Origin of the sequence: Nonomuraea aridisoli (assembly GCF_003236395.1) — a bacterium.
GTDB lineage: Bacteria > Actinomycetota > Actinomycetes > Streptosporangiales > Streptosporangiaceae > Nonomuraea > Nonomuraea aridisoli.
Map to the genome: position 1 here is coordinate 23,412 of NZ_POUD01000035.1, position 23,752 is coordinate 47,163.

Annotated in this window: 21 protein-coding genes and 1 pseudogene; 8 read left to right on the top strand and 14 right to left on the bottom strand. The window is 72.0% G+C overall.

What is annotated here, in order from left to right:
• Positions 1-22: 22 nt before the first annotated feature.
• Positions 23-763: an AMP-binding protein gene (locus C1J01_RS11445; RefSeq protein ID WP_111178906.1), complete on the bottom strand. Its 741-nt coding sequence runs from the start codon at positions 761-763 to the stop codon at positions 23-25.
• A 189-nt stretch (positions 764-952) separates the two neighbouring features.
• Between C1J01_RS11445 and typA the strand changes: the two genes are divergently transcribed.
• A complete protein-coding gene (typA, locus tag C1J01_RS11450; protein ID WP_111178907.1) occupies positions 953-2,803 on the top strand; it encodes a translational GTPase TypA in 1,851 nt (616 codons plus the stop codon).
• Between the two features lie 60 nt (positions 2,804-2,863).
• On the opposite strand, the gene C1J01_RS11455 is transcribed toward typA, so the two are convergent.
• The 4 genes from C1J01_RS11455 to C1J01_RS11470 all read right to left on the bottom strand — a co-directional run bounded on the left by C1J01_RS11455 (position 2,864) and on the right by C1J01_RS11470 (position 5,421).
• The gene (locus C1J01_RS11455) at positions 2,864-3,514 is read right to left on the bottom strand and encodes a DUF2461 domain-containing protein (protein ID WP_111178908.1); all 651 of its coding nucleotides are present in this window, start codon (positions 3,512-3,514) and stop codon (positions 2,864-2,866) included.
• Between the two features lie 21 nt (positions 3,515-3,535).
• Positions 3,536-4,273, bottom strand: a complete 738-nt coding sequence (locus C1J01_RS11460) for a polysaccharide deacetylase family protein (RefSeq protein ID WP_111178909.1) — start codon at positions 4,271-4,273, stop codon at positions 3,536-3,538.
• A 33-nt stretch (positions 4,274-4,306) separates the two neighbouring features.
• Positions 4,307-4,612: a hypothetical protein gene (locus tag C1J01_RS11465; RefSeq protein WP_111178910.1), complete on the bottom strand. Its 306-nt coding sequence runs from the start codon at positions 4,610-4,612 to the stop codon at positions 4,307-4,309.
• A gap of 233 nt (positions 4,613-4,845) precedes the next feature.
• A complete protein-coding gene (locus C1J01_RS11470) occupies positions 4,846-5,421 on the bottom strand; it encodes a helix-turn-helix domain-containing protein (RefSeq protein WP_111178911.1) in 576 nt (191 codons plus the stop codon).
• Between the two features lie 95 nt (positions 5,422-5,516).
• Between C1J01_RS11470 and C1J01_RS11475 the strand changes: the two genes are divergently transcribed.
• Positions 5,517-6,344, top strand: coding sequence for an EamA family transporter (locus tag C1J01_RS11475; RefSeq protein ID WP_235854384.1), 828 nt, complete (start codon positions 5,517-5,519; stop codon positions 6,342-6,344).
• Positions 6,345-6,368: 24 nt separating this feature from the next.
• Complete coding sequence (locus C1J01_RS11480; protein WP_146615562.1) at positions 6,369-7,307, top strand: sensor histidine kinase; 939 nt, start codon at positions 6,369-6,371, stop codon at positions 7,305-7,307.
• Between the two features lie 4 nt (positions 7,308-7,311).
• Here the strand turns inward: C1J01_RS11480 and C1J01_RS11485 are convergent, their stop codons facing one another.
• Complete coding sequence (locus C1J01_RS11485) at positions 7,312-7,896, bottom strand: sigma-70 family RNA polymerase sigma factor (protein ID WP_111178913.1); 585 nt, start codon at positions 7,894-7,896, stop codon at positions 7,312-7,314.
• A gap of 478 nt (positions 7,897-8,374) precedes the next feature.
• Positions 8,375-8,827: a MarR family winged helix-turn-helix transcriptional regulator gene (locus C1J01_RS11490; protein WP_111178914.1), complete on the bottom strand. Its 453-nt coding sequence runs from the start codon at positions 8,825-8,827 to the stop codon at positions 8,375-8,377.
• 140 nt (positions 8,828-8,967) lie between these two features.
• On the opposite strand from C1J01_RS11490, the gene C1J01_RS11495 reads away from it, so the two are divergent.
• The gene (locus C1J01_RS11495) at positions 8,968-10,164 is read left to right on the top strand and encodes an MFS transporter (protein WP_111178930.1); all 1,197 of its coding nucleotides are present in this window, start codon (positions 8,968-8,970) and stop codon (positions 10,162-10,164) included.
• A gap of 29 nt (positions 10,165-10,193) precedes the next feature.
• On the top strand, positions 10,194-11,018 hold the full coding sequence (locus C1J01_RS11500) for an aldo/keto reductase (protein ID WP_111178915.1): 825 nt from the start codon (positions 10,194-10,196) through the stop codon (positions 11,016-11,018).
• A gap of 22 nt (positions 11,019-11,040) precedes the next feature.
• Here the strand turns inward: C1J01_RS11500 and C1J01_RS11505 are convergent, their stop codons facing one another.
• Positions 11,041-12,018, bottom strand: coding sequence for an ABC transporter substrate-binding protein (locus C1J01_RS11505; RefSeq protein WP_111178916.1), 978 nt, complete (start codon positions 12,016-12,018; stop codon positions 11,041-11,043).
• Between the two features lie 99 nt (positions 12,019-12,117).
• Here C1J01_RS11505 and C1J01_RS11510 point away from each other — a divergent pair, with 99 nt between their 5' ends.
• Genes C1J01_RS11510 through C1J01_RS11520 form a run of 3 tightly spaced genes read left to right on the top strand, consistent with a single transcriptional unit; the run spans position 12,118 to position 14,989 of the window.
• Positions 12,118-13,152 (top strand): FecCD family ABC transporter permease, encoded by a 1,035-nt coding sequence (locus C1J01_RS11510; RefSeq protein ID WP_111178917.1) that lies wholly within the window; start codon positions 12,118-12,120, stop codon positions 13,150-13,152.
• Positions 13,149-14,201, top strand: a complete 1,053-nt coding sequence (locus C1J01_RS11515; protein ID WP_235854383.1) for a FecCD family ABC transporter permease — start codon at positions 13,149-13,151, stop codon at positions 14,199-14,201. Before C1J01_RS11510 ends, C1J01_RS11515 begins: the two co-directional genes overlap by 4 nt.
• Positions 14,198-14,989, top strand: coding sequence for an ABC transporter ATP-binding protein (locus tag C1J01_RS11520; protein ID WP_181448698.1), 792 nt, complete (start codon positions 14,198-14,200; stop codon positions 14,987-14,989). The genes C1J01_RS11515 and C1J01_RS11520 overlap by 4 nt, the downstream gene beginning before the upstream one ends.
• Before the next feature lie 3 nt (positions 14,990-14,992).
• Here C1J01_RS11520 and C1J01_RS11525 read toward each other — a convergent pair whose 3' ends face one another.
• The 6 genes and pseudogenes from C1J01_RS11525 to C1J01_RS49750 all read right to left on the bottom strand — a co-directional run.
• Positions 14,993-16,669 (bottom strand): tetratricopeptide repeat protein, encoded by a 1,677-nt coding sequence (locus C1J01_RS11525; RefSeq protein ID WP_111178918.1) that lies wholly within the window; start codon positions 16,667-16,669, stop codon positions 14,993-14,995.
• A 270-nt stretch (positions 16,670-16,939) separates the two neighbouring features.
• A complete protein-coding gene (ftsY, locus tag C1J01_RS11530) occupies positions 16,940-18,118 on the bottom strand; it encodes a signal recognition particle-docking protein FtsY (protein ID WP_111178919.1) in 1,179 nt (392 codons plus the stop codon).
• A gap of 53 nt (positions 18,119-18,171) precedes the next feature.
• Positions 18,172-21,945: an SMC hinge domain-related protein gene (locus tag C1J01_RS11535; RefSeq protein ID WP_111178920.1), complete on the bottom strand. Its 3,774-nt coding sequence runs from the start codon at positions 21,943-21,945 to the stop codon at positions 18,172-18,174.
• Positions 21,946-22,111: 166 nt separating this feature from the next.
• A complete protein-coding gene (locus tag C1J01_RS11540; protein ID WP_043618321.1) occupies positions 22,112-22,306 on the bottom strand; it encodes a hypothetical protein in 195 nt (64 codons plus the stop codon).
• A gap of 191 nt (positions 22,307-22,497) precedes the next feature.
• Positions 22,498-22,785, bottom strand: coding sequence for an acylphosphatase (locus tag C1J01_RS11545; protein WP_111178921.1), 288 nt, complete (start codon positions 22,783-22,785; stop codon positions 22,498-22,500).
• Positions 22,786-22,921: 136 nt separating this feature from the next.
• Positions 22,922-23,752 (bottom strand): annotated as a pseudogene (locus tag C1J01_RS49750) (hypothetical protein); the annotation flags it as partial.

The following is a 23,752-nucleotide window of genomic DNA, read 5'->3' on the forward strand; positions in this document are numbered from 1 at the left end:
CTCTCCCACAGTGTCGCACTTTTCACAGGCCAAGCGAGCTGACGACGGCCCTTTCGTCGACGACGCGCAGGACGGGGTCGCCGAGCAGCCGCCTGGCCAGGTCGTACGGGGCGACCACGACGGTGGCCCGGCGCTCGGCGGCCAGCACCCGGCAGCCGATCAGGGTCGGCTCGTGGGGCACCACGACGTGGGCGCCCGCCGTCATCGCCAGGTCGATCACCCGCAGGCCGCGGAACGGCTCGCTGACCGCGTTGATCACCACGTCGTCCTTGCCGATGACCAGGCGGGTGGCGAGCCTGCGCAGGTCGGTCGCCAGCTCGTCGTTGTCGAGCAGCCGCTCGCCGTCGAGGGACAGGGCGGGCCCCGCGAGCGGCCCGAACTCGACCGTGCCGCCGGCCAGCAGCTCGGCGAACGGGGTGGCGCCCGGCGCGGGCCGCAGGGTGAAGACGTGCTCGACCTCGGCCGCCGGGGGGACGTCGTGCTGGGTGATCAGCATGCGGGCGGGACCGGACGGCGCGAGCACCGCGATCCCGCCGGCCCAGGCGACGGCGTGCACCGCCACGGGCAGCGCCGCGCCGAGCGGGAGGTCGACCAGGACGCGGTCGCCGTAGCGCAACCCGTGATCGCGCAGCCCCCCGGCCGCGCGGCCGACCCGTCTGGCGAAGGCGGCGTACGACAGCACCTCGCCGGTCCGGACGTCGCTGACCGCCGGCTGGTCGCCCTGCATCGGTGCCGCCGCCATCACCAGCTCTGTCCAGGTCATGCCGACAATCTAGGGACCCCCGCCCGGCTTGCCATGCGCACAATTGTGCAACCCGCTATGTAGGTGCGCTTAACCTGCGCGTACGCCCGCCGCCATGTCGTCCCGCTCCTTCCATCAGGGGGGATCAACTAGACTTATGCAGTCGCGACTTCGCGCGGCGAGCCCCACGACACAGAGCGAGACGTCATCATGCCTTTGAACAGCCGCGACGACCTGCGGAACATCGCGATCATCGCGCACGTCGACCATGGCAAGACCACGCTGGTCGACGCCATGCTCTGGCAGTCCGGGGCATTCCGCGCCAACCAGGATGTCGACGACCGCGTCATGGACTCCAACGACCTGGAGCGCGAGAAGGGCATCACCATTCTCGCGAAGAACACCGCCGTCCAGCACGGCGGCATGACCATCAACATCATCGACACACCCGGCCACGCCGACTTCGGCGGCGAGGTCGAGCGGGGCCTGTCCATGGTCGACGGCGTCGTGCTGCTGGTCGACGCCTCCGAGGGCCCGCTGCCGCAGACCCGGTTCGTGCTGCGCAAGGCGCTGGCCGCCAAGATGCCGGTCATCCTGTGCATCAACAAGGTCGACCGCCCCGACGCCCGCATCAAGGAGGTCGTCGACGAGGTCTACGAGCTCTTCATGGACCTCGACGCCACCGAGGAGCAGATCGACTTCCCGATCGTCTACGCCTCGGCGAAGGCCGGCCGGGCCTCGATGGAGCGCCCCGAGGACGGCGGCATGCCCGACTCCCCCGACCTCGAGCCGCTGTTCGACATCATCAAGTCGACGATCCCGGCGCCCACGTACGACCCGAGCGCGCCGCTGCAGGCCCACGTCACCAACCTCGACGCCTCCTCCTACCTCGGCCGCATCGCCCTGTGCCGCATCCACCAGGGCCGGCTGCACAAGGGCCAGCAGGTGGCCTGGTGCCGCACCGACGGCTCGATCCAGCGCGTCAAGATCACCGAGCTGCTCATGACCGAGGCGCTCGAGCGCAAGCCGGCCGAGGAGGCCGGCCCCGGCGACATCATCGCCATCGCCGGCATCCCCGACATCATGATCGGCGAGACGCTGGCCGACCCCGACGACCCGCGCCCGCTGCCGCTGATCCAGGTCGACGAGCCCGCCATCTCGATGACCATCGGCACCAACACCTCGCCCCTGGTGGGCAAGGTCAAGGGCGCCAAGGTCACCGCCCGCATGGTGAAGGACCGCCTCGAGAAGGAGCTGGTCGGCAACGTCTCGCTGCGGGTGCTGCCCACCGACCGCCCCGACGCGTGGGAGGTGCAGGGCCGCGGCGAGCTGGCGCTGGCCATCCTGGTCGAGCAGATGCGCCGCGAGGGCTACGAGCTGACCGTCGGCAAGCCGCAGGTCGTCACCAAGGTCATCGACGGCAAGGTGCACGAGCCGGTCGAGCGCCTGACGGTCGACTGCCCGGAGGAATACCTCGGCGCCGTCACCCAGCTCCTCGCCGTCCGCAAGGGCCGCATGGAACACATGACCAACCACGGCACCGGCTGGATCCGCATGGAGTTCGTGGTGCCGGCGCGCGGCCTGATCGGCTTCCGCACCGAGTTCCTCACCGAGACCCGCGGCACCGGCCTGGTCCACCACGTGTTCGACTCCTACGAGCCGTGGTTCGGCGAGCTGCGCACCCGCAACAACGGCTCCCTGGTGGCCGACCGGTCCGGCCCGGTGACCGCGTTCGCGATGCTCAACCTCCAGGAGCGCGGCACCCTGTTCGTCTCGCCGACGACCGAGGTCTACGAGGGCATGATCGTGGGCGAGAACTCCCGGTCCGACGACATGGACGTCAACATCACCAAGGAGAAGAAGCTCACCAACATGCGCTCCTCCACCAGCGAGGAGACCGAGAAGGTGATCCCGCCGCGCATCCTGTCGCTGGAGCAGGCCCTCGAGTTCATCCGCGAGGACGAGTGCGTGGAGATCACGCCCGACGCGGTGCGCATCCGCAAGGTGGTCCTCGACGCCGCGACCCGCGGCCGCGCCGCCGCCCGCGCCAAGCGCGCGTGACGTCGCTCGCCCACCGCCCGGTCTCCCCCTAGGGAGGCCGGGCGGTGGTCTTCCGGGGCGTCAGCGGCGGGGCAGTTCGCTGCCGCGCACGTGCGCGCACAGCCAGTCGACCAGCGGCTCGACGTCGCGCCACGTGCGCGCCACCCGGTCGCGCGCCTCGGCCGTGTGCACCCACTCCGCCGGCTCGAAGCGCTTGCCGGCGAAGATCGAGCGGTGCCGCAGCAGCTCGATGCGCGGGTGGTCCTCGCCGAACCCGCGCGGCCTGGTCTTCAGGCGTTCGCCGTACAGCGTGTGGCCGGCCGCCGTCAGCGCGCCCGTGATGGCGGCCAGCGGCTTGCCCGACACGTCCTCGTCCACGGCCGCGCGGTAGCGGGCCACCTGGTCGGACGCCTGCGTGTAGCAGCCGCCCGCCGCGAAGAGCCCCTCCGCGCTGATCTCGACGTAGAGCCCGATCCCGGGCATGCGCTCGACGAAGGCCCCTTGATGCGTCTTGTACGGCGACTTGTCCTTGGCGAACCGTACGTCGCGGTACGGCCGGAACAGGTGGGCCTCCCCGAACTCCGGCCCGAGCTCCTCGGTGAGCGCCCGCATGGGAGCCCGCACGGCCTGCTCGTAGAGATGCTTGTGCGCACCGAAGTAGATCTTGGAATTGTCCGCCTCGAGGCCCTCGTAGAAGAGGAACGCCTCGTCGGGGAAGCCGGTGAAACCCATGCCGACAAGCGTGCCACGCGCTCAGCGCGCCCCGTACGTGCGCCCCGGCACCGGGCCGTCGCCGTACAGCTCCGAGACCGTGACGAACGTGAAGCCCTTCGCGGCGAGCCGGTCGAGCACGGCGGGGACGGCCTCGACGGTGCTGCGGTGGATGTCGTGCATGAGGACGATCGAGCCTCGTCGCGCGTGCGCCGCACGGGCGGCCACCTTCGCGGGCCTGTGGTCGCGCCAGTCGAACGTGTCGACGTTCCACAGGATCTGGGCCAGGCCCTCGCGGCGCGTCTCGGCGGCGACCCGCGCGTCCGTCGAACCGTACGGCGGCCGCATGACGCGCATCCGCACCCCGGTCAGCCGCCGCACGAGGTGGCCGGTGTGGGTGAGCTGGCGTTCGACCGCGTGCCGCGGAAGGCCGGTCAGCGCCAGGTGGCTCCAGGAGTGGTTGCCGAGCTCGTGGCCGTCGGCGGCGATGCGGCGCACGGTCTCACCGTGCCGGTCGACCATCTCGCCGACGACGAAGAACGTCGCCCGCACGGCCCGCTGCCTGAGCAGATCGAGCAGCCGCGCGGTGTACGGGCCGGGGCCGTCGTCGAAGGTCAGCGCCACACACTTGAGCCGAGCGCAGTCGACGTCACGGCCGGCCGGGCCGGGCGGCGGCAGGACGGCCGCGAGGACCGGGTGGCCGGGCTCGTCGAGCGGCGTCGCGTGGCTGACGCAGCCTGCGAGCGCGAGCAGGGCCACGGGCAGGGCCCATACGCGCATGTTTCCCCCCGCAACATGGCATGCGGGAGCCTGTCATGGATAGTCCTGGACCGGTGCCCCCCGCAGCTCTCTGGCCAGGTCGTCCCACCAGAGTGGGATATCGGCCTGGAGCTCCCTGTAGCGGCGCGCCACGCGCATGGCACATCCAGCCGGATCCGTACCCAGATGCCGACGTTTCACCGGGCCTTCCTGCCAACGGTAAAAAGCATCCCTGTAGTGCACGACCAGCCCGATCCACACCGAGATCGTGGCCCCGTCGCCCACCTCGTACGCGCCGGTGACGCCCAGACCGTGCAGCTCCGCCTCGAGCTTCTCCGTCGCCGCCCGAGCCTCACTCACCGCGACCGCCCGCGCACGGACGCTCCGGGTGGCCGGGGCGGACGAACCGCGAACCTCAACCTGACCTCCTGTCGGCGTAGGAACGGGGGGGATATGCCCCGCCTTCACTTCGGGCAGGGACGGTTGTTAGGCGTTCTGGCCCGCAACCAGGGATGTACCCAGCCACGGACGTCAGCCGCGAGGACTTGAGGTCATGATGAAACCCCGCCGGAGGACGCGGGGGTCGTTCGACGTTATTGGTCCTGCGTCTCGCGCGGCTCGGCGACGACCATCACGAACCTGAGGCCGGCCGGACCCGCGTTCGCGTAGCGGTGCGGCCGGTCGGCGGTGAAGAGCACGGCGTCGCCCTGCCCGATCACGTGGCTCCTGCCGTGGACGGTGAGCGTGAGCTCGCCGTCGAGCACCGTGAGCATCTCGCGGGTGCCGGGCGTGTGGGCGTCGCCGTCGTGGTGCTCGCCGGGGGGCAGTCGCCACTCCCACAGCTCCATGATCACGGGCATGTCGGCGCCGACCAGCAGTTTCGCCTCCCCACCTCCCTGGCGGAACGTCACCACGTCGGCCTTGTCGACCACGCGCACCATGGGCACGTCGGAGACCTCCACCAGCCGGGCCACGGTGACGCCGAGCGCGGAGGCGATGCGGGTGAGCGTCGAGACGCTCGGGTTGGTGCGTCCCTGCTCGACCTGGACGAGCATGCCTCGGCTCACCCCCGAGCGGGCGGCGAGCGCGTCGAGGGTGAGCCCGCGGTGCGCCCGCTGGGCGCGGACGTTGTTGGCGATGGCCTGCGTGATGAGCTCTGGGTCTTCCACAGAAGTGCAGTGTAGTGAATCCGTTTGGCACTGGAGTGAACGCAATGTACTGTACCGTCAGTGCAACACAGTGAACTGGAGGCGGATCGTTGACGGTGCTCCTGGCGACGGCCTGCGCGATCGTGATGGGCGCGGGAGACTTCTTCGGCGGGATGGCGACGAAGCGTTCCCAAGTGTTGTCGGTCGTCGTGGTCTCGCAGATCGCCGGGCTGGCGCTGGTGAGCTGCCTGCTGCCGCTGCTGCCCGGCGTGTTCGACGCCCGCGCGCTGTCCTGGGGCGTGGCCGCCGGGCTGTCGGGGGCGGCCGGGCTGGTGCTGTTCTACCGGGCGCTGGCCACGGGCGTCATGTCCGTGGTGGCCCCGACGACCGCGGTGACCTCGGCCGCGCTGCCGGTGGTGTTCGGGCTGGCGACCGGCGACCGGCCGGGTCCGTGGGCGCTGGCGGGGGTGGCGCTGGCGCTGGGCTCGGTGGTCCTGGTCAGCCAGGACACCTCGGGCTCCGGCCGGGTGAACGCGTCGTCGATCCTGATCTCGCTGGCGGCCGGCGCCGGGTTCGGCGGGTTCTTCATCCTGCTGTCCATGGCCCCGCACGAGGCCGGCCTGTGGCCGCTGGTCGGCGCCCGGCTGTCGTCGGTCTCGACGGTCGCCCTGCTCGCCGTGGCCACGCGGCGCACCCTGCGGCCCGGCCCGCGTTCACTGCACGCCATCGTGGCGGCCGGCGTGCTCGACATGGTGGCCAACGTGCTCTACCTGCTGGCCCAGCAGGACGGCCTGCTCAGCCTCGTCGCCGTGCTGGTCTCGCTCTACCCGGCGAGCACGCTGCTGCTGGCCCGCCACGTGCTCGGGGAGCGGCTGCGGGGCGTGCAGGTCGCCGGGGTGGGCTGCGCGCTCGTCGCAGTGGCCCTCATAGCCGTTGCACAGTAACTCCTGCCTTGCTACGTTTCGCCCGTGCGCCCCGACCGGGCACGTGCAGACGGTGAGTCGTTCCAGCACGTCGCGGTGCCGTACGACTCCGACGCGTCCTTGCTCGGCCTCGTCGCCCCGCGCGTGCGGGCCGCGCTGGGCGAGGGCCGCCACGTGCTGGTGATCACGTCGAGGCTCCCGCAACTGGCCGAGGCGCTGGGACCGGACGCCGATCGGGTCGAGACACGCCCGCCCGCCTCCTGGTACGCCCACCCGTTCCGCATGCTGGCCGCCTGCCACGACTACACCCGCGGCCGCCGCACCCTCGTCGTCGGCGAGCCCGTCTGGCAGGGCAGGTCAGCACGCGAGATCGGGGAGCTCATCCGCTGCGAGTCCGTGCTCAACGCCGCCCTCCGCCCGGCCACGGCGACGCTGCTCTGCCTCTACGACGTCCGCGCCACCCCCCGCGACGTCGCCGACTCCTGCCCGGTCAACCACCCCGTGCTGCTCGGCCCGGACGGCGAGGTCCCCAGCGCCCGCTACGTCGAGCCGTACGAGCTGGTCCTGCCCCACGACCGCGCCCCGCTCCCCCCGCCGCCGGCCGACGCCGTGACGATCGGCTTCGCCGGCCCCGGGCTGCGGCGGGCGCGCCAGGCCGTCGCCGCCTACGCCAGGGTCCTGGGGATGGACGCCGACCGGGTCACCTCGCTGGTGATCAGCGTCTCGGAGATCGCCGCCAACAGCATCGAGCACGGCGCCGGCCACGGCGTGATCACTCTGTGGCGCGCCGGCGGCGAGCTGGTGTGCGAGATCACCGAGCCCGGCGGCGCGCTCGACGATCCCTTACCGGGCTGCATACCACCAGAGCCCGCATCCCTTCGCGGATACGGGCTCTGGATCAGCAGGCAACTGTGCGACCTGGTGGAGCTACGTTCAGGAGGCGGCGCCCTACGCGTCCGCCTCCGTCTGTCTCTGGGGCCGTAGGGGTCTACGCGGCGCTCTGGGCGGGAAGGCGTACGGCGCCTTCCTCACGGGCGTACTCCTCCAGCATGCCGCGCAGCTGGCGGCGGCCACGGTGCAGCCGCGACATGACCGTCCCGATCGGGGTGCCCATGCGCTCGGCGATCTCCTTGTACGCGAAGCCCTCCACGTCGGCCAGGTAGACCGCCACGCGGAAGTCCTCGGGGAGGGAGCGCAGCGCGTCCATCACGACGCTGTCGGGCAGCCGGTCGAGCGCCTCGGTCTCGGCCGACCGCAGGCCGGTCGAGGTGTGCGACTCGGCGGCGTGCAGCTGCCAGTCCTCGATGTCCTCGGCGGCCGACAACTTCGGCGAACGCTGCTTCTTGCGGTAGTCGTTGATGAAGTTGTTGGTCAGGATGCGATGCAGCCACGCCTTGAGGTTGGTGCCCTCGCGGAACTGGTGGTACGACGTGTACGCCTTGGCCACGGTCTCCTGCACCAGGTCTTCCGCGTCGGCGGCGTTACGGGTCAGACGCATGGCGGAAGCGAACAGCTGCGACGTCACGGGCACGACATCGCGCTCGAACCAGTCCTGACGCTGCTCATCGGTCATCGAGATCAATTCATTCCCCCTTGCGCTCTCCCCCGTATCGGCACAAGCCGCCTGATAGCGGTCCCATCATCGCAAGCCCTCAGTAAGGGGCGCGTTAGAGCGGTTCCGCAACGTTCAGAAGGGGTCTCGGTCCATGTGCTCGCGGCGTGCGTCGTCACGTCCACGGCCGGACAAGTCTCGCTATCATAACACTACCCACCCAAATTTGCATGAATAGTGGCTAGAGTCACATCGGATAGCGTATGTGGACGAACTTCGTGGACCAGCACGGCATGGGCCGCACGCCATCGACCGGTGCCGGTCCCGCGAACGGGCGAACCCGTCGCCGACCGCTGGTGTGACACTCATGCGCACGTCTTTTCGCCTGCCCATGCACTGGGGAGTAAACCTCACCCTGGTAGACGCGCCGTTGCCCCCGGCCGGTTCACGACAACACCAATCGATCCCCACCTATTCCCCATGGGTCTGCACCGCGGGATCAGCCCGGCACTGATTCCAGGGCTCGCACCAGGGGTGCGAGCTGCGGGTCCTGGGCGGCCTCACCCAGGACCTCCCGCAGGGCGGCGTCGTGGACGGGACGGGCCTGGCGCAGGAGGTCGAGCCCGGCCTCGGTGACGTCGGTGTAGATGCCGCGCCGATCGGTGGGGCACAGATAGCGCGACAACAGGCCGCGGTTCTCCAGGCGGGTCACCAGCCGCGTGGTGGCGCTCTGGCTGAGCACCACCGCGTCGGCGACCTGCTTCATCTGCAGATGCCCGCCCTCGCCGTCGTGCTGCCGGCTGAGGACGTCGAGCAGCGAGTACTCGCGCGCGCTCAGGCCGTGGCGGCTCTGCAGGACGCGCTCGAGGTGCGACTCGATCCGGCCGTGGAGCAGCGAGAGAGCGCACCAGCCCGCGGCGAGGGCGGTGAGCGAGGGATCGGTCGCGGTCACGACGGCCTCCTTGGTTCTCCGTCAATCCTTGCACACGACGGCAGACGTCGTGGGAATTAGCGGGCGTTTGCAATAGACAGCGTATGCAACTATTGTCCACGCTTGCAATCTCCTGACGCAATCACTTGGACGGCTTCTCCATGCCTCTCGCCCTCCTCGCCCTGGCCATCGGGGCCTTCGGGATCGGCACCACCGAATTCGTGATCATGGGCGTGCTGCCCCAGGTCGCCGCCGACTTCGGCGTCTCCATCCCCGCCGCCGGCTGGCTGGTGACCGGCTACGCGCTCGGGGTCGTGCTCGGGGCCCCGTTGCTGACCGTGCTCGGCACCAAGGTGTCCCGCAAGAAGATGCTGATGTTCCTGATGGCGCTGTTCGTCGCGGGCAACGCGATCTCGGCCGTGGCTCCGGTCTTCGGGGTGATGCTGATCGGCCGGGTCGTGGCCTCCCTCGCGCACGGCGCGTTCTTCGGGATCGGCTCCGTCGTCGCCGCCGACCTGGTCGCCCCGCACAAGAGGGCCTCCGCCATCTCGCTGATGTTCACGGGCCTGACGGTGGCGAACATCGTCGGCGTCCCGGGCGGCACCTACCTCGGGCAGGCCGCCGGCTGGCGGATCACGTTCGCCGCCGTGGCCGTGCTCGGCGTCGTGGGCCTGCTCGGCGTGGCCGGGCTGGTCCCGGAGGCGGGCCGGCCCAAGGCCGCCGACGTGCGCACCGAGCTCTCGGCGTTCCGCAACGCCCAGGTCTGGCTGGCCATGGCGATGACCGTGCTCGGCTACGGCGGGGTCTTCGCCGCGATCACCTACATCACCCCGATGATGACCGAGGTGACCGGCTACGCCGAGGCCGCGGTCACCTGGCTGCTGGTACTGTTCGGCATCGGCATGTTCCTCGGCAACCTCGTCGGCGGCAGGTTCGCCGACCGGGCCCTGATGCCGATGTTGTTCACCGCGCTGGGCGCGCTGTCGCTGACGCTGCTGCTGTTCACCGCGACCGCCCACGACAAGGTGCTCGCCGCCGTCACGCTCACGCTGATCGGCGCCCTGGGGTTCGCCACCGTGCCGCCGTTGCAGAAGTGGATCCTCGACCAGGCCGCCGCCGCTCCCACGCTGGCCTCGGCGGCCAACATCGGGGCCTTCAACCTCGGCAACGCGCTCGCGGCCTGGCTCGGCGGGCTCGTCATCTCCGCCGGGCTCGGATACACCGCCCCGAACGGCGTCGGCGCGCTCCTGGCCGGCGTCGCGCTGCTGCTGTCCTTCCTCGCCGCCCACCTCGATCGCCGCGCCCGCACAGCGGGCAGGGTCATGACGGACACGGGGCGACCCGCCCTCGAACACTGACCGCGACACACATCCGGAAGGAACGCGCCATGACGTCCATCCCGAAGGTCACCCTCAACAACGGCGTCGAGATTCCGCAGCTCGGCTTCGGCGTCTTCCAGGTCCCCGACAGGGAGACCGCCGCGGCCGTGACCGCCGCCCTGCGGGCCGGTTACCGCTCCATCGACACGGCCGCGATCTACGGCAACGAGGCCGGCGTCGGCAGGGCGCTGGCCGAGACGGGGCTGCCCCGCGAGGAGCTGTTCGTCACCACCAAGGTGTGGAACACCGACCAGGGCTACGACTCCACCCTCAAGGCCTTCGACGCCTCCCTGGCCAAGCTGGGCCTCGACCACGTCGACCTGTACCTGATCCACTGGCCGGCCCCGCGCCGCGGCCTCTACCTGGACACCTGGCGGGCCATCGAGCGGCTGGTCGCCGACGGCCGCGTCCGCGCCGCCGGCGTCTCCAACTTCCAGCCCGCGCACCTGCGCCGCCTGCTGGAGCACGGCTCGCTCGTCCCCGCCGTCAACCAGATCGAGCTGCACCCCGGCCTGCAGCAGGCCGAGCTGCGCGCCCTGCACGCGGAGCTCGGCATCGCCACCGAGGCGTGGAGCCCCCTGGCGCAGGGCGCGGTCCTGGGTGACGACGCGATCGTGTCCATCGCCCGGCGGCACGGCAGGTCGCCCGCCCAGGTCGTCCTGCGGTGGCATCTGCAGCTGGGCACCATCGTGATCCCGAAGTCGGTCACCCCGGCCCGCATCCAGGAGAACATCGACGTCTTCGACTTCACCCTGGCGGACGACGAGCTGGCCGCCATCGCCGCCCTCGACCGCGGCCTGCGCACCGGCCCCGACCCCGACGCCCTGAACTGACGCCGTGGGCGGGGACGCGGGGTCAGGAGGCCGGCCTGGCGGGGTCGACCGCGAAGAGCTCCGCCAGGTCGTCGAGGATGGCGTGGGCGCCCTGGATGCCCACCGCGCTCATCCACGTCAGGTCGCTGACTTCGTGCTTGTCGCCCTTGAGCCTGCCCCACAACGGGTTGCCGACGAACTTCTCCTTGGGCTCGTCGGTCGCCGGGTCCGGATAGGTCGCGACGAAGATGTGGTCGGCGTCCAGCTCGCCGATGCGCTCCTGGCTCACGTCCACCGCGATCGCGTCGTCCACGGTGGGCTGGTCCTCGGGGCGCGGGAAGCCGACGTCCTTCATGACGACGCCGGAGTAGGAGTTCTCCACGTACAGCCGGACGGTCGGCTCGCCCGCGAAGCGCACGATCGAGACCGTCGGCAGCTCGCCCTCCTTCTCCTTGATCGAGGCGCCGATCGCGGCGGCGCGCTCCTCGAACTCCTTGATCCGGGTGTCCGCGAGCTGCTCCTTGCCGAGGGCCTGGCCCATGAGGCGCAGGTTGTCCTTCCAGATCGCCCCGGTGGTCTCGCTGAACACGGTCGGCGCGATCTTGGAGAGCTGGTCGTAGAGCGCCTCGTGCCGCACCTTCGCCGAGACGATGAGGTCGGGCTTGAGCGAGATGATCTTCTCCAGGCTCGGCTGCTCCAGCGTGCCGACCGGGGTGGCCTCCTTGCCGTACTGCCCGGCGACCGGGCCGAGATAGTCTGGCAGCTCGGTCTCGATCGAGCGGTACGTCGTGTAGCCCACCACCGGGGTCTCCAGGGTCAGCACCGCGTCCACGAAGCTCTGGTCGAGGGCCACGACCCGCTTCGGCTGCGCCGGGATGACCGTCTCGCCCATGGCGTGCTTGACGGTACGGAACGGAGCCGCGCTCGACGACGGCGGGGTCTCCGCCGTGTCCGACGAGGAGCCGCAGGCGGCGAGCCCCACCAGGAGGAGAGCGCCGGCCAGCACCCGCAACGGTCTCATGAGAAGCCTTTCGCGAGAAGTAAGGCAACCCTAAATTAGGTTAGCCCTGCCTAAGCTGGCATACTCCGTGAGATCGGGCAAATGTGGAGGTGAACACGGGTGAGCGCTACGGCCGTCGCCCCGCGGCTCCATGGCATCCGCCATCGCCGGCTCACCGTGCTCGTCGTCCTGCTCGGCGCCCTGGCCGTGACCGTGGTGCTGAGCATCACGATCGGCTCCAAGTCCGTGCCGCTGGCCGACGCCTGGCACGCGCTGACGGCGCCGACCGGCACCGAGAACGACCTCGTGATCCGCTCGCTGCGGGTGCCGAGGACCGTCTTAGGGGTGCTCGCCGGGCTCGCGCTCGGCGTGGCGGGCGCGCTCATGCAGGGCCACACCCGCAACTCGCTCGCCGACCCCGGCCTGCTCGGCGTCACGCAGGGCGCCGCGTTCGCGATGGTGGCCTCGATCATCCTGCTCGGCGTCGACAGCCTGCTCGTCTACATCTGGTTCGGCCTGGCCGGAGCGCTGGTGGCGAGCGTGGCGGTGTTCGCGCTCGGCATGGTCGGCGGCAGGGGCGGCCCGACGCCGGTCACGCTGGCCCTGGCCGGCACCGCCGTCAGCGCCTTCCTCGCCGCCCTGACCTCGGCCGTCGTCCTGCTGGACGAGCAGGCGATGGACGTCTTCCGCTTCTGGCAGGCCGGCTCGATCTCCGCCAGGGGCGCCGACGTGGTCTGGCAGGTGCTGCCGTTCATCCTGGCGGGGCTCGTGCTGGCGATGATCAACGCACCCGGCCTGAACGCCCTGTCGCTCGGCGAGGACGTCGCCCGCAGCCTCGGCCAGAACATCGCCCTGACCCGCACCATCGGCGTCGCCGCCGTCACCCTGCTGTCGGGCGCGGCCGTCGCCGCCTGCGGCTCGCTCGCCTTCGTCGGGCTCATCGTGCCCCACCTCGCCCGTCCGCTGTCGGGCACCGACCACCGGTGGCTGCTGCCGTACTCGGGGCTGATCGGCGCGGCGCTGCTGCTGTTCGCCGACGTGATCGGCCGCGTGGTCGCCCCGCCGGGCGAGCTGGAGGTCGGCGTGGTGCTCGCCCTGATCGGCGCCCCGTTCTTCGTCTTCCTGGTACGCCGCAGGAAGCCGGTGCGCCTGTGACCACGCTCACCGCCCGCTCCGTGCGCGTCGGCCGCCTGTCCTGGCAGCTCCGGCCGCGCAGCGTCACGGTCGCCCTGACCGGCCTCGTGCTGCTCGCCCTGCTGATGGCCCTGAACATGCGCATCGGCGACATCGACATGTCGCTGGCCGAGGTCGTCGCGGGCACGTTCGACGTCAACAGCCCGGCCCACTTCGTCATCATGGAGCTGCGCCTGCCGCGCGCGCTCACCGGCGCCCTGGTCGGCGCGGCGCTCGCGTTGTCGGGCGCGATCATCCAGTCGATCGCGCGCAACCCCCTCGCCAGCCCCGAGATCCTCGGCGTCACCACCGGCGCCTCGGTCACCGTGGTGGCCGGCGTGGTCGCCGGCGGCAGCGTGAACAGCGGCGTCAGCGGCCTGCTGGCCACGCTCGGCATCCCCGCGCTCGCCCTGCTCGGCGGCCTGCTCGGGGCCGCGGTCGTCTACGGCCTGGCCTGGCGGCGCGGCCTCGACGGCTACCGCCTGGTCCTGGTCGGCATCGGCGTGGCCGCGGTGTTCACCAACGTCAAGTTCTGGCTGCTGACCATCGGCGACGTGAACGACACCGGCCGCGCCATGGTCTGGATCAGCGGCTCGCTGAACGGCCGCGGCTGGGAGCACGTCACCCCCACGGCGCTGGCCCTGGCCGTGCTGGTGCCGGTGACCCTGCTCGGCACACGTTCCCTCGACGCCCTGCGCTTCGGCGACGACACGGTCACCGCGCTCGGCGTGCGCATGAACCTGGCCCGCGCCCTGATGATCCTCGCGGCCGTGCTGCTGGCCGCCGTGGCCACCGCGTCGGCGGGCCCGATCGCGTTCGTGGCCCTGGCCGCGCCGCAGATCGCGCTGCGCCTCGCCCGCTCCGGGCAACCTCCGCTGCTGTGCTCAGCGATCATCGGCGCCGTGCTCACCACGGGCGCCGACCTGATCGCGCGGACCGCGTTCTCACCGATCGAGCTGCCCGTCGGTATCGTCACCGCCGTACTGGGCGCTCCGTACCTGATCCACCTGATCTGGAGGTCGCGAAAGTGAGACTGCAGGCCGCCGGCGTCAAGCTGGGTTATGGCGACCGCCTCATCGTGGACGGCCTCGACCTCGGCATCGAGGCCGGCACCGTGACCACCATCATCGGCCCGAACGGCTGCGGCAAGTCCACCCTGCTGCGCGCCCTGGGCCGGCTGCTCAAGCCGCAGGGCGGCGAGGTGCTGCTGGACGGCAAGCGCATCGACAAGATCCCCACCCGCGAGGTCGCCAAGATTCTCGGCATGCTGCCGCAGGCGCCCACCGCGCCCGAGGGGCTGACCGTGGCCGACCTGGTGGCGCGGGGCCGCCACCCGCACCAGACGTGGTATCGCCAGTGGTCCTCCGACGACGAGGGCGCGGTCGCCGCCGCGCTCGACATGACCGGCCTGGCCGACCTGGCCGAGCGGCCCCTCGACGAGCTGTCGGGCGGGCAGCGGCAGCGGGCGTGGATCTCCATGGCCCTGGCCCAGGGCACCGACCTGCTGCTGCTCGACGAGCCGACGACGTTCCTCGACCTGGCGCACCAGGTGGAGGTGCTGGAGCTCGTACGCCACCTGCACCAGGAGGCCGGGCGCACGGTCGTCATGGTCCTGCACGACCTCAACCTCGCCGCCCGCTACGCCGACCGGCTGGTCGCCATGCGCGCCGGCAAGGTCATCTCCTCCGGCGCCCCGCACGAGGTGCTGACCGAGGACCTGCTGCGCGAGGTCTTCGAGCTGGACGCCAAGGTCATCGCCGACCCGGTGGTCGGCACGCCGCTGGTGGTGCCGATCGCCCCGCTGTCGGCGCGGTCGTAGGGGTCAGAGCTCCGACAGCGCCGCCGCGACGTCGGGGTCGCCGGGAGCCAGCTCCGCGGCCCGCAGGAGGTCACGGCGGGCCTCGGCCGCCCGCCCGGCGGCCCGGTGCACCATCGAGCGGTTGAACAGCAGCTCCGGCGTCTCCTCCAGCTTCAGCGCCCGGTCGAAGGCGGCCAGCGCCCCCTCGTGGTCGCCCCGCTCGTACGCCAGCTCGCCCCGCCCCGCCCAGGCCGCCGCCAGGTCGGGGGCGAGCTCCAGCGCCCGTTCGAAGGCGGCCAGCGCCTCGGCGTGACGGTGCTCGGCCAGTTCGACCTGCCCGAGCACGCACAGCAGATGGGGATCGGCGGGCGTCAGCGCGAGCCCCAGCTCGACGTCCCGCCGGGCCGCCGCGTGGTCGCCCGCGGCCACGCGCAGCCCGGACCTGTTCACGTACGCGCGCGCGAACTCGGGGTCGAGCTCCAGCGTGTGGTCGAGGTCGGCGCGGGCCCCCTCCAGGTCGCCCGCGGCGTAACGGAGCTCGGACCGGTTGTAGTACGCCTCCGGGAACGGCGGGCTGAGCCGCATGACCGCCTCGTAGTCGGCCAGCGCCTCGTCCGTCCGCCCCAGCTCCTGCAGCAGGTTGCCGCGGTCGAGGTAGTAGTCGGGGTAGCCGGGGTCGGCCTCGATGGCCCGCGTGTAGTCGGCCAGCGCCTCCTCCTTCCGCCCCGCCATGGCGAGCAGCTGCCCGCGGTTGGCGTACAGGACGAGGCGGTGGATCGGGTGCTCGCCGGCCAGGTCGGTCTCGGCCAGCTCGATGGCCTGCCGCACCAGCTCCATGGCGGCCTCCGGGCGGCCCCTGCGCACCTCGACCAGGGCCTTGCCGTTGAGGTCGAACCCGAGGTGGAAGGCCCGCTCCCGGCGGTCGGGCATCAGCGACGTGATCGTGACGGCCTCGTTGATCCAGGCCAGCGCCTCTTCGGGGTCGCGCCGCGCGTGGTCGTGGTGGCGTACGAGGATCATGGCGGTGGCGTACGCGGCGGTGGCGCGATACCGCGGATGCGTGCTCCTGCGCCGGGCCCGGTCGTAGAGCTCCCGGGCCTCCTCCTCGCGCTCGATGGCCTCCAGGGACGCGGCGACCCGCAGCAGCAGCCGCTGCCACCCTTCGGGATCGTCCTCGTACGCCCGGCCGCGCAGCGCCTCCAGCCCCGCCTCCGCCAGCGCGTGGTGGAAGCCCTCGTCGCGGTATCGGTCGAAGTCGGTCTGCAAGGGCCCCCGGCCGGGAGCCGACGGCCCCTCCTCGATGACCAGCAGGCCGGGGTCGATCCGGCGCCGCAGCACCGTCACCAGCTCGGCGTCGGTCGGGTCGGCCTCGCCGAGGCCGGCCACGGTGACGGTGAGCGGCGCCGTACGGCTCAGATGGTCTCGGACGAACTCCGCGATGCCGTTGGCCAGCCTGAGGGTGCGGCGCGCGCCCGGCACGAGCACGCGCTGCTCCCTGGGCAGGGAGTCGGCCAGCGAGCGGCGGCGGGCCGGCACGGCGTCGTGCAGGCCGGGCGCCGCGGCGCGGATCTCGATGTCGTGGGCGGTGACCAGGTCGGGCCAGCGCTCCAGCGCCGGCGGGACGAGATGCGCGAGCAGCCCCGCGCCCAGTGTGTAAGGGCCGCCGATCCGGCGGTCCGCGTCAAGGAAGATCGTGTCCACGTGAGGCCCTTCCCGTGATCCGGGGCGGCCGGCGCCCGCGCAGTGGGCGCCGGCCTTCAGTGGATCAGCCGCAGTGTCGCGGCGCGGCCGCGGCGGTGGGCTTCACGGTTCCGGGCCGGTGAATAACGATCTTCTTCATGTGCGCCCTCTCGCGTTCATGCGGGATCGAACGATCATTGATGACGATATATGTGACCACAGACAAAAGCCGCACATCAACATTTATCTGGTAAGGGCTACTCCGGTGTGAATTATGGACCCGACCGTAACCTAATCGCCCAAAATGGCGTCGACGAAGACCTCCGGATCGAACGGCGCGAGGTCGTCGGGCCCTTCGCCGAGCCCCACGAGCTTCACCGGAACCCCGAGCTCCCGCTGCACGGAGATCACGATGCCGCCCTTTGCGGTGCCGTCGAGCTTGGTCAGCGCGATGCCGGTGATGTTGACCGCCTCGCCGAAGACCTGGGCCTGGCGCATGCCGTTCTGGCCGGTGGTGGCGTCGAGGACGAGCAGCACCTCGTCGACGGTGGCCTTCTTCTCGATGACCCGCTTGACCTTGCCCAGCTCGTCCATCAGGCCGGTCTTGGTGTGCAGGCGGCCGGCGGTGTCGACGATGACGACGTCGACCTTCTCCTCGATGCCCCGGGCGACCGCGTCGAACGCCACGGAGGCCGGGTCGCCGCCCTCGGGGCCGCGCACGGTGTCGGCCCCGACCCGCTCGCCCCAGGTCTGGAGCTGGTCGGCCGCCGCGGCGCGGAAGGTGTCGGCCGCGCCGAGCACGACCTTCTTGCCGTCACCGATGAGCGAACGCGCGAGCTTGCCGGTGGTGGTGGTCTTGCCGGTGCCGTTGACGCCGACGACCAGGACGACCGCCGGCCGCTCGCCGGGCGCCACCACGTTGAGGGTGCGGTCGAGGTCGGGGTTGATCTGGGCGAGCAGCTGCTCGCGCAGCAGGCCGCGGACCTCGTCGTGGGTGCGGCTGCCGAGCACCTTCACCCGGGTGCGCAGCTCCTCGACGATGGCCTGCGTGGGCGCCACGCCCACGTCGGCGGTGATGAGGCTCTCCTCGATCTCGTCCCAGACCTCGTCGTCGAGCCGGTCGCGCGAGAGCAGCTCCAGCAGCCCGCGCCCGAGCGCGTTCTGCGAGCGGGCCAGGCGCGAGCGCAACCGCACCATCCGGCCCGCCGACGGCGGCGGCACCTCGATCTCGGGCACCACGACGGCCGGCTCGGCCGGCTTGACCGGCGGCGGCAGCGTGGTGGTCGCGCCTTCCGCCTCCTCGCCCGCCGCGGCGGGCCGCTTCTCCTCTTCCTCGGGAAGCGTCGGGGCCTCGGGCGGCAGGACCGGCGGGGGCGCCTTGCGGCCCGGCCGGAAGAGCAGGAAGAGGCCGCCGGCCGCCAGCAGGGCGACGACGGCCACGATCACGATGACGGCGAGGTAACCTTCCACAACACGTCAGTTTTCCAGATCATCTGGCGTGGTCAGGCCCAAGGCCACACCGATCAGGCCGATTCGCGCTCCCTGAGCCGCTGGCTGACCACCTGCGTCACACCGTCACCGCGCATCGACACGCCGTAGAGCGCGTCGGCGATCTCCATCGTGCGCTTGTTGTGGGTGATCACGATCAGCTGCGAGCTCTGCCGCAACTCCTCGAAGAGCGTCAGCAGCCGCTGCGTGTTGGTGTCGTCGAGCGCGGCCTCGACCTCGTCCATCACGTAGAACGGCGACGGCCGCGCCTTGAAGATCGAGATCAGGAACGCCACCGCCGTCAGCGAACGCTCGCCGCCCGACAGCAGCGACAGCCGCTTGACCTTCTTGCCCGGCGGCCGCGCCTCGACCTCGATTCCGGTGGTCAGCATGTCGGACGGATCGGTCAGCACCAGCCGGCCGTCGCCGCCCGGGAAGACCCGGGTGAAGATCTGCTCGAACTCCCTGGCGACGTCCTCGTACGCCGAGGCGAACATCTGCTCCACCCGCTCGTCGACCTCCTTGACCACGGTCAGCAGGTCGCGCCGCGTCTTCTTCAGGTCTTCGAGCTGGGAGTTGAGGAACGCGTGCCGCTCCTCCAGCGCCGCGAACTCCTCCAGCGCGAGCGGGTTGACCTTGCCGAGCTGGTTCATCTGCTTCTCGGCGATCCTGGCCCGCTTCTCCTGCTCCTCCCGCACGTACGGCACCGGCGGGTCGCCGGGGACCGGCGCGTCGGGGCCGTACTCGGAGATCAGGGCCTCGACCTCGACGCCGAACTCCTCCAGCGCCCGCTGCTCCATCTGCTCCAGGCGCAGCCGCTGCTCGGTGCGGGCCACTTCGTTGCCGTGCACCCGGTTGACCAGTTTGTCCAGCTCCTGGCCGAGCTCGCGGACGCGGAGGCGCACCTGCTTGAGCTCGGCGTCGACGGCCACCCGGGCGAGGTCGGCCTCGTCACGCTCCCTGGAGGCCAGCCGGACGGACTCCGCCAACGCGGCGATCACCCGCTTGGCGCCCCTGCTGACGGCCTCGGCCAGCGCGGCCTGCCGCCGGCGCCGGGCGCGCTGGGCGGCCGCCTGGGCGCGCTCCTCGCGCTCGCGCCGCGCGGCGCGCAGCAGCCCGTCGGCGCGGCCCTCGATGCCCTTGACCCGCTCCTCGGCGGTACGGACCTGCAGGCGGGTGTCCATCTCGCGCTGGCGGGCGGCCTCGCAGGCGCTCGCCAGCTCGTCGCGCAGGTCGGTGGTGGGCTCGGACTCCAGCTCCTGGGCGTATTCGGCCTCGGCCAGCCGGACCTCCAGCTCGGCCAGCTCCTCCAGCCCCTCGGCGCGGGCCGCCTCCGCCCTGGCCACGCTCGCGGTCAGGCGCTCGGCCTCCTCTCGGGCGGCGTTCGCCGCCGCCTCCAGCTGGGCCAGCCGCTTGGCCGCGGCGGCGGTGCGCTGGTCGGCCTCCCGCTGGCGGCTGCGCACCTGGTCGAGGGCGCCCTGCGCGGCGCTCACCCCGGCCTGGGCGGTGGTGACGGCGTGCTGGGCCTCGCTCACGCGGGCCTGTGCGGTCTCCAGCGCGCTCTGAGCGGCCTGCTCGGCCGCGACGGCCTCGTCCAGGGCCCGCGCTGTCTCCTCGGCCCTGGCCTCCGCCTCCTCCAGGTCCCGGACGGCCTCGTCGAACGCGGCCCGCACCTGCAGCACGGACGTACCGCCGTCGGCCCCGCCGCTGGCCACCCGCTCACCGACCAGGTCGCCCGCCTTGGTGACGGCCCGCAGCCGCGGATGCCGCTCGACCACCGCCCGCGCGGCGTCGAGGTCGTCGACGACCACCACACCGCCCAGCACGCCGTCGAGAGCCGGCCGCAAGTGCTCGGGAACCGTCACCAGCTCGACGACCCACCGGCTCCCCTCAGGCGCACTCCCATGCCCGATCTCCCGCGACCCACCGCCCGCGCCGTCACCGACGACTCGCCGCGGTCCGTCGCTCCCGCCCTGCGCGGGCGACGCGTCGGGCCGCGCGTCGGTCGTACCGTCTCCTCCTGGGAGAGCCACGAGGAGCGTCGCCCGGCCTTCGCCGCGTTCGCGCAGCAGGCCGAGGGCCTCGACGGCGGCGTCCACGCTCTTGACGGTGATCGCCTCGGCGACCGGCCCCAGCACGGCGGCGACGGCGAGCTCGGCGCCCGGCGTCACCTGCATCGAGGCCGCCAGCGGCCCGAGCACCCCGGCGAGGTCGGCCTCCAGCAGCGCGGCGCCGCCGTCGCCCTTGGCCAGCCCCAGCTCCAGGGCGTCGCGGCGCGCCGCCAGAGCGGCCACCGCCCGCTGGGCCTCCTGGTCGGCGGCCCGCGCGGTGCTCACCCCAGCCTTGGCCTCCCGCACCGCGGCACGCGGCGCGTCGAGAGCCGACGTCGCCTCCTCCAGCCCGGCCCGCGCCTCGTCGGCCACGGCCTTGGCCTCCTCGACCATGGCCTGCGCGGTGGCGAGCTCCTCGGCCAGCGCCGGATCGACGGCCGGCTCCTCCAGCCGCTGGGCCTCCAGGTCTTCCATGGCCCGTCGCTCGCGCTCGCCCGCGCCGGCCACCGCCTGCCGCAGCCGTCCGATCTCCTCCTCGGCGGCCCTGGCCCGGCTGCGTACGGAATCGACCTGGCCGCGCAGCTTGGCGAGGCCCTCGCGGCGGTCGGCGGCGGCCCGCGCGGCCATGGCGAGCCGCTGCTCCTCGCCGCTCAGCTCGGCCTCGGCCGCGGCGCGCGCCTGTACGGCCTCCTCCAGCAGCTCGCGCGCCTGGTCGAGCTCCGCCTTGAGGATGAGCTCCCGCTCGCGCGCCTCGGCGGCCTCGCGTTCGAGCTCCTCGGGGTCGCGGCCGCGGCGCTCGATGGCGGCGGCGTCGAGGGCGTGCCGGTGGCGCTCGGCGGCCAGCTGCTCCAGGCCGCCGATGCGCTCACGCAGCGACGACAGCCGAAAGTACGTCTCCTGCGCCGCCGCGAGCCTCGGCTGGGTCTCGGCCTCCGCGGCCTCCAGCGCGGCCTCACGCTGCTGCCCCTCGGCCAGCTCGGCCTCGACCTGCCGGCGCCGCTCCGTGATCGCGGCCTCGTCGGCGGCCTCGCGCTCCAGCGTCGTCCGCAGCGTGCACACGTCGTCGGCGAGCAGTCGCAGCCGCGCGTCGCGCAGGTCCGCCTGGATGACGGCGGCCTTGCGGGCGATCTCGGCCTGGCGCCCCAACGGCTTGAGCTGGCGGCGCAGCTCGGTGGCGAGGTCCTGCACCCGGGTGAGGTTGGCCTGCATCGCGTCGAGCTTGCGCAGCGCCTTCTCCTTGCGCTTGCGATGCTTCAGGACGCCCGCGGCCTCTTCGATGAACGCCCGGCGGTCCTCCGGCCCGGCGTGCAGCACGGCGTCGAGCTGGCCCTGGCCGACGATGACGTGCATCTCGCGGCCGATCCCGGAGTCGGACAGCAGCTCCTGGATGTCGAGCAGGCGGCAGGTGTCGCCGTTGATCGCGTATTCGCTCTGCCCCGACCGGAACATCAGCCGGCTGATCGTGACCTCGGTGTAGTCGATCGGCAGCGCGCCGTCGGAGTTGTCGATGGTCAGCGTCACCTCGGCGCGGCCGAGCGGCGGCCGGGACGAGGTGCCGGCGAAGATCACGTCTTCCATCTTGCCGCCGCGCAGCGACTTGGCGCTGTGCTCGCCCATCACCCAGGCGAGGGCGTCGACGACGTTGGACTTGCCGGAGCCGTTGGGCCCCACGACACACGTGATGCCCGGCTCGAACCGCAGGGCGGTCGCGGAGGCGAAGGACTTGAAGCCGCGCAGGGTCAGGGTCTTCAGATACACGGCACGCCCCCTCTCCCTGTACGGACAAGGGAAAAGACTACTGGTCCCGGCTAGCCCACGCGGGCATCCGCGCCCGCGTGGCAGCTTGACCAGGTTTTTCCCGAAGAGGGCAAATAACAAGGGACGCCTCTCCGAGACGTCCCTGAATCTTGCGCTCCGATCACTCTCAGGTGAGTGCCGGCTCGCGCTCTTGCACGCGGCTTAGCGCCTCGTCGCGGGTTTGCGCCGCAAGAGCGTCATTGGTGGCCTGAAGTCGGATGAGTTCTGCCTCCAGATCCCGGATACGCTGCTGCAGGCGGCGCATCTCCGAGACCATTCGAGGGTCAGGACCGCCGACGTGGCCGAGTAGAGCCTTCGCCATGGTAAAGGGTCCTCCACGCTGAGTGACCAGACTGGTTCGCGCACTTCTGTTCCGCGGGAGGGGTGCGCGTGGTACCTAACAAGAGTCGCACCGGCAGTGTGGGCGGTCAAGTCGATCGAACCGCTGAGCCCCTACTGATGGGCACTCCCGACATACAACTATACCCTATTTGGGCGGTTTAACGAAAGCGGCTACCGCTCTACAAAACCGGCCAAACTACCTCGGGCTTCGCTCCAACGTTCCACTACTCCATCCACCCTGCCCGGCGTGTCGCAACCTCGGAGCGCCTCCAGCAGCTTGACGCAGGCCTGCCTCGGCCCTTCGGCCACCACCTCGACCCGGCCGTCGTCGGTGTTGCGCGCCCAGCCCGCGAGGCCCAGCTCCAGCGCCCGCGCCCGTGTCCACCACCGGAAGCCCACGCCCTGGACCCGGCCCCGCACCCAGGCGGTCAGCCGGACGTCCCCGCTCTCGTCAGGCATCTCGAACTCCTTCGGACGTCACGCCGCCCGCCGTCTCCTCGATCTCGATCCCGGAAGAGGCCCCCGGCCCCCTGGGTCGTGGCCACCTTACCGGCCCGGGAATCGGCCGTCCGGAAGGCGTCACGGAGGGTGCGGGTCATTCCCCGGCGACGGCGCGGGCGCGCGCCAGGCAGGCGGCCGCCCAGTCGTTCTCGCCGGCCGTCTCGGCCGCGGCGGCCAGGTGGCGGTCCGCGTCGGGCAGGCCGGCCACCACGGCCAGCTCGGCCGCGGCGGCGCGCGCGTAGGCGGCGGACCAGGCCGTGGGCGAGCCGGCGAAGGCCCGGGCGACCAGGGCCGGCGCGTCCTCGGCGGCCCCTGTGACAGCGGCCAGGCGAGCGTCCACGAAGGCGGCGAAGATCATGGCGTCGGAGGCCGGGGCGGGGCCGCCCCGGCCGAGGGCGCGTTCGGCGCGGGCTCGCCAGAGCCGGTAGGCCGCCCGGTCGCCGCGCAGGCCGCAGGCGAGCGCGACCGCCGAGGCGGCGGGCGAGAGCCAGGCTGCGATCGGCATGCCGGACCGCCGCCATGCCCGCCACATGGGCTCGGCGTGCTCGATCGCTTCGTCGAGGCGTCCGAGGAGCACCAGCGGCGGGATCAGCTTGCCGGCCACCCGATAGGGGTGCGTGCCCAGCAGCTCGTCGCCCACGATCCGCTCGGCGGTGGACATCGCCGCGCACAGGTCGCCGGCGGCGAACGCGCAGAGCCACGCGTTGTGGAAGGCGTCGAGGATCTCCGCCGCGGCGGCCGGGTGGCGCCGATCCATCCGCTCCACCAGGCCCAGCCGCTCCCGTGCGACGTCGTGCGCCTCCCGGAACCGGCCCGCGCGCAGCGCCAGCGTGCCGGGGGCGTCCAGGGCGGCGCTGATCAGGAGGGGGTCGCCGCAGGCACGAGCCGCCGCCACGGCGGCCCGCGCGAGCGACGGGTCGGGGGC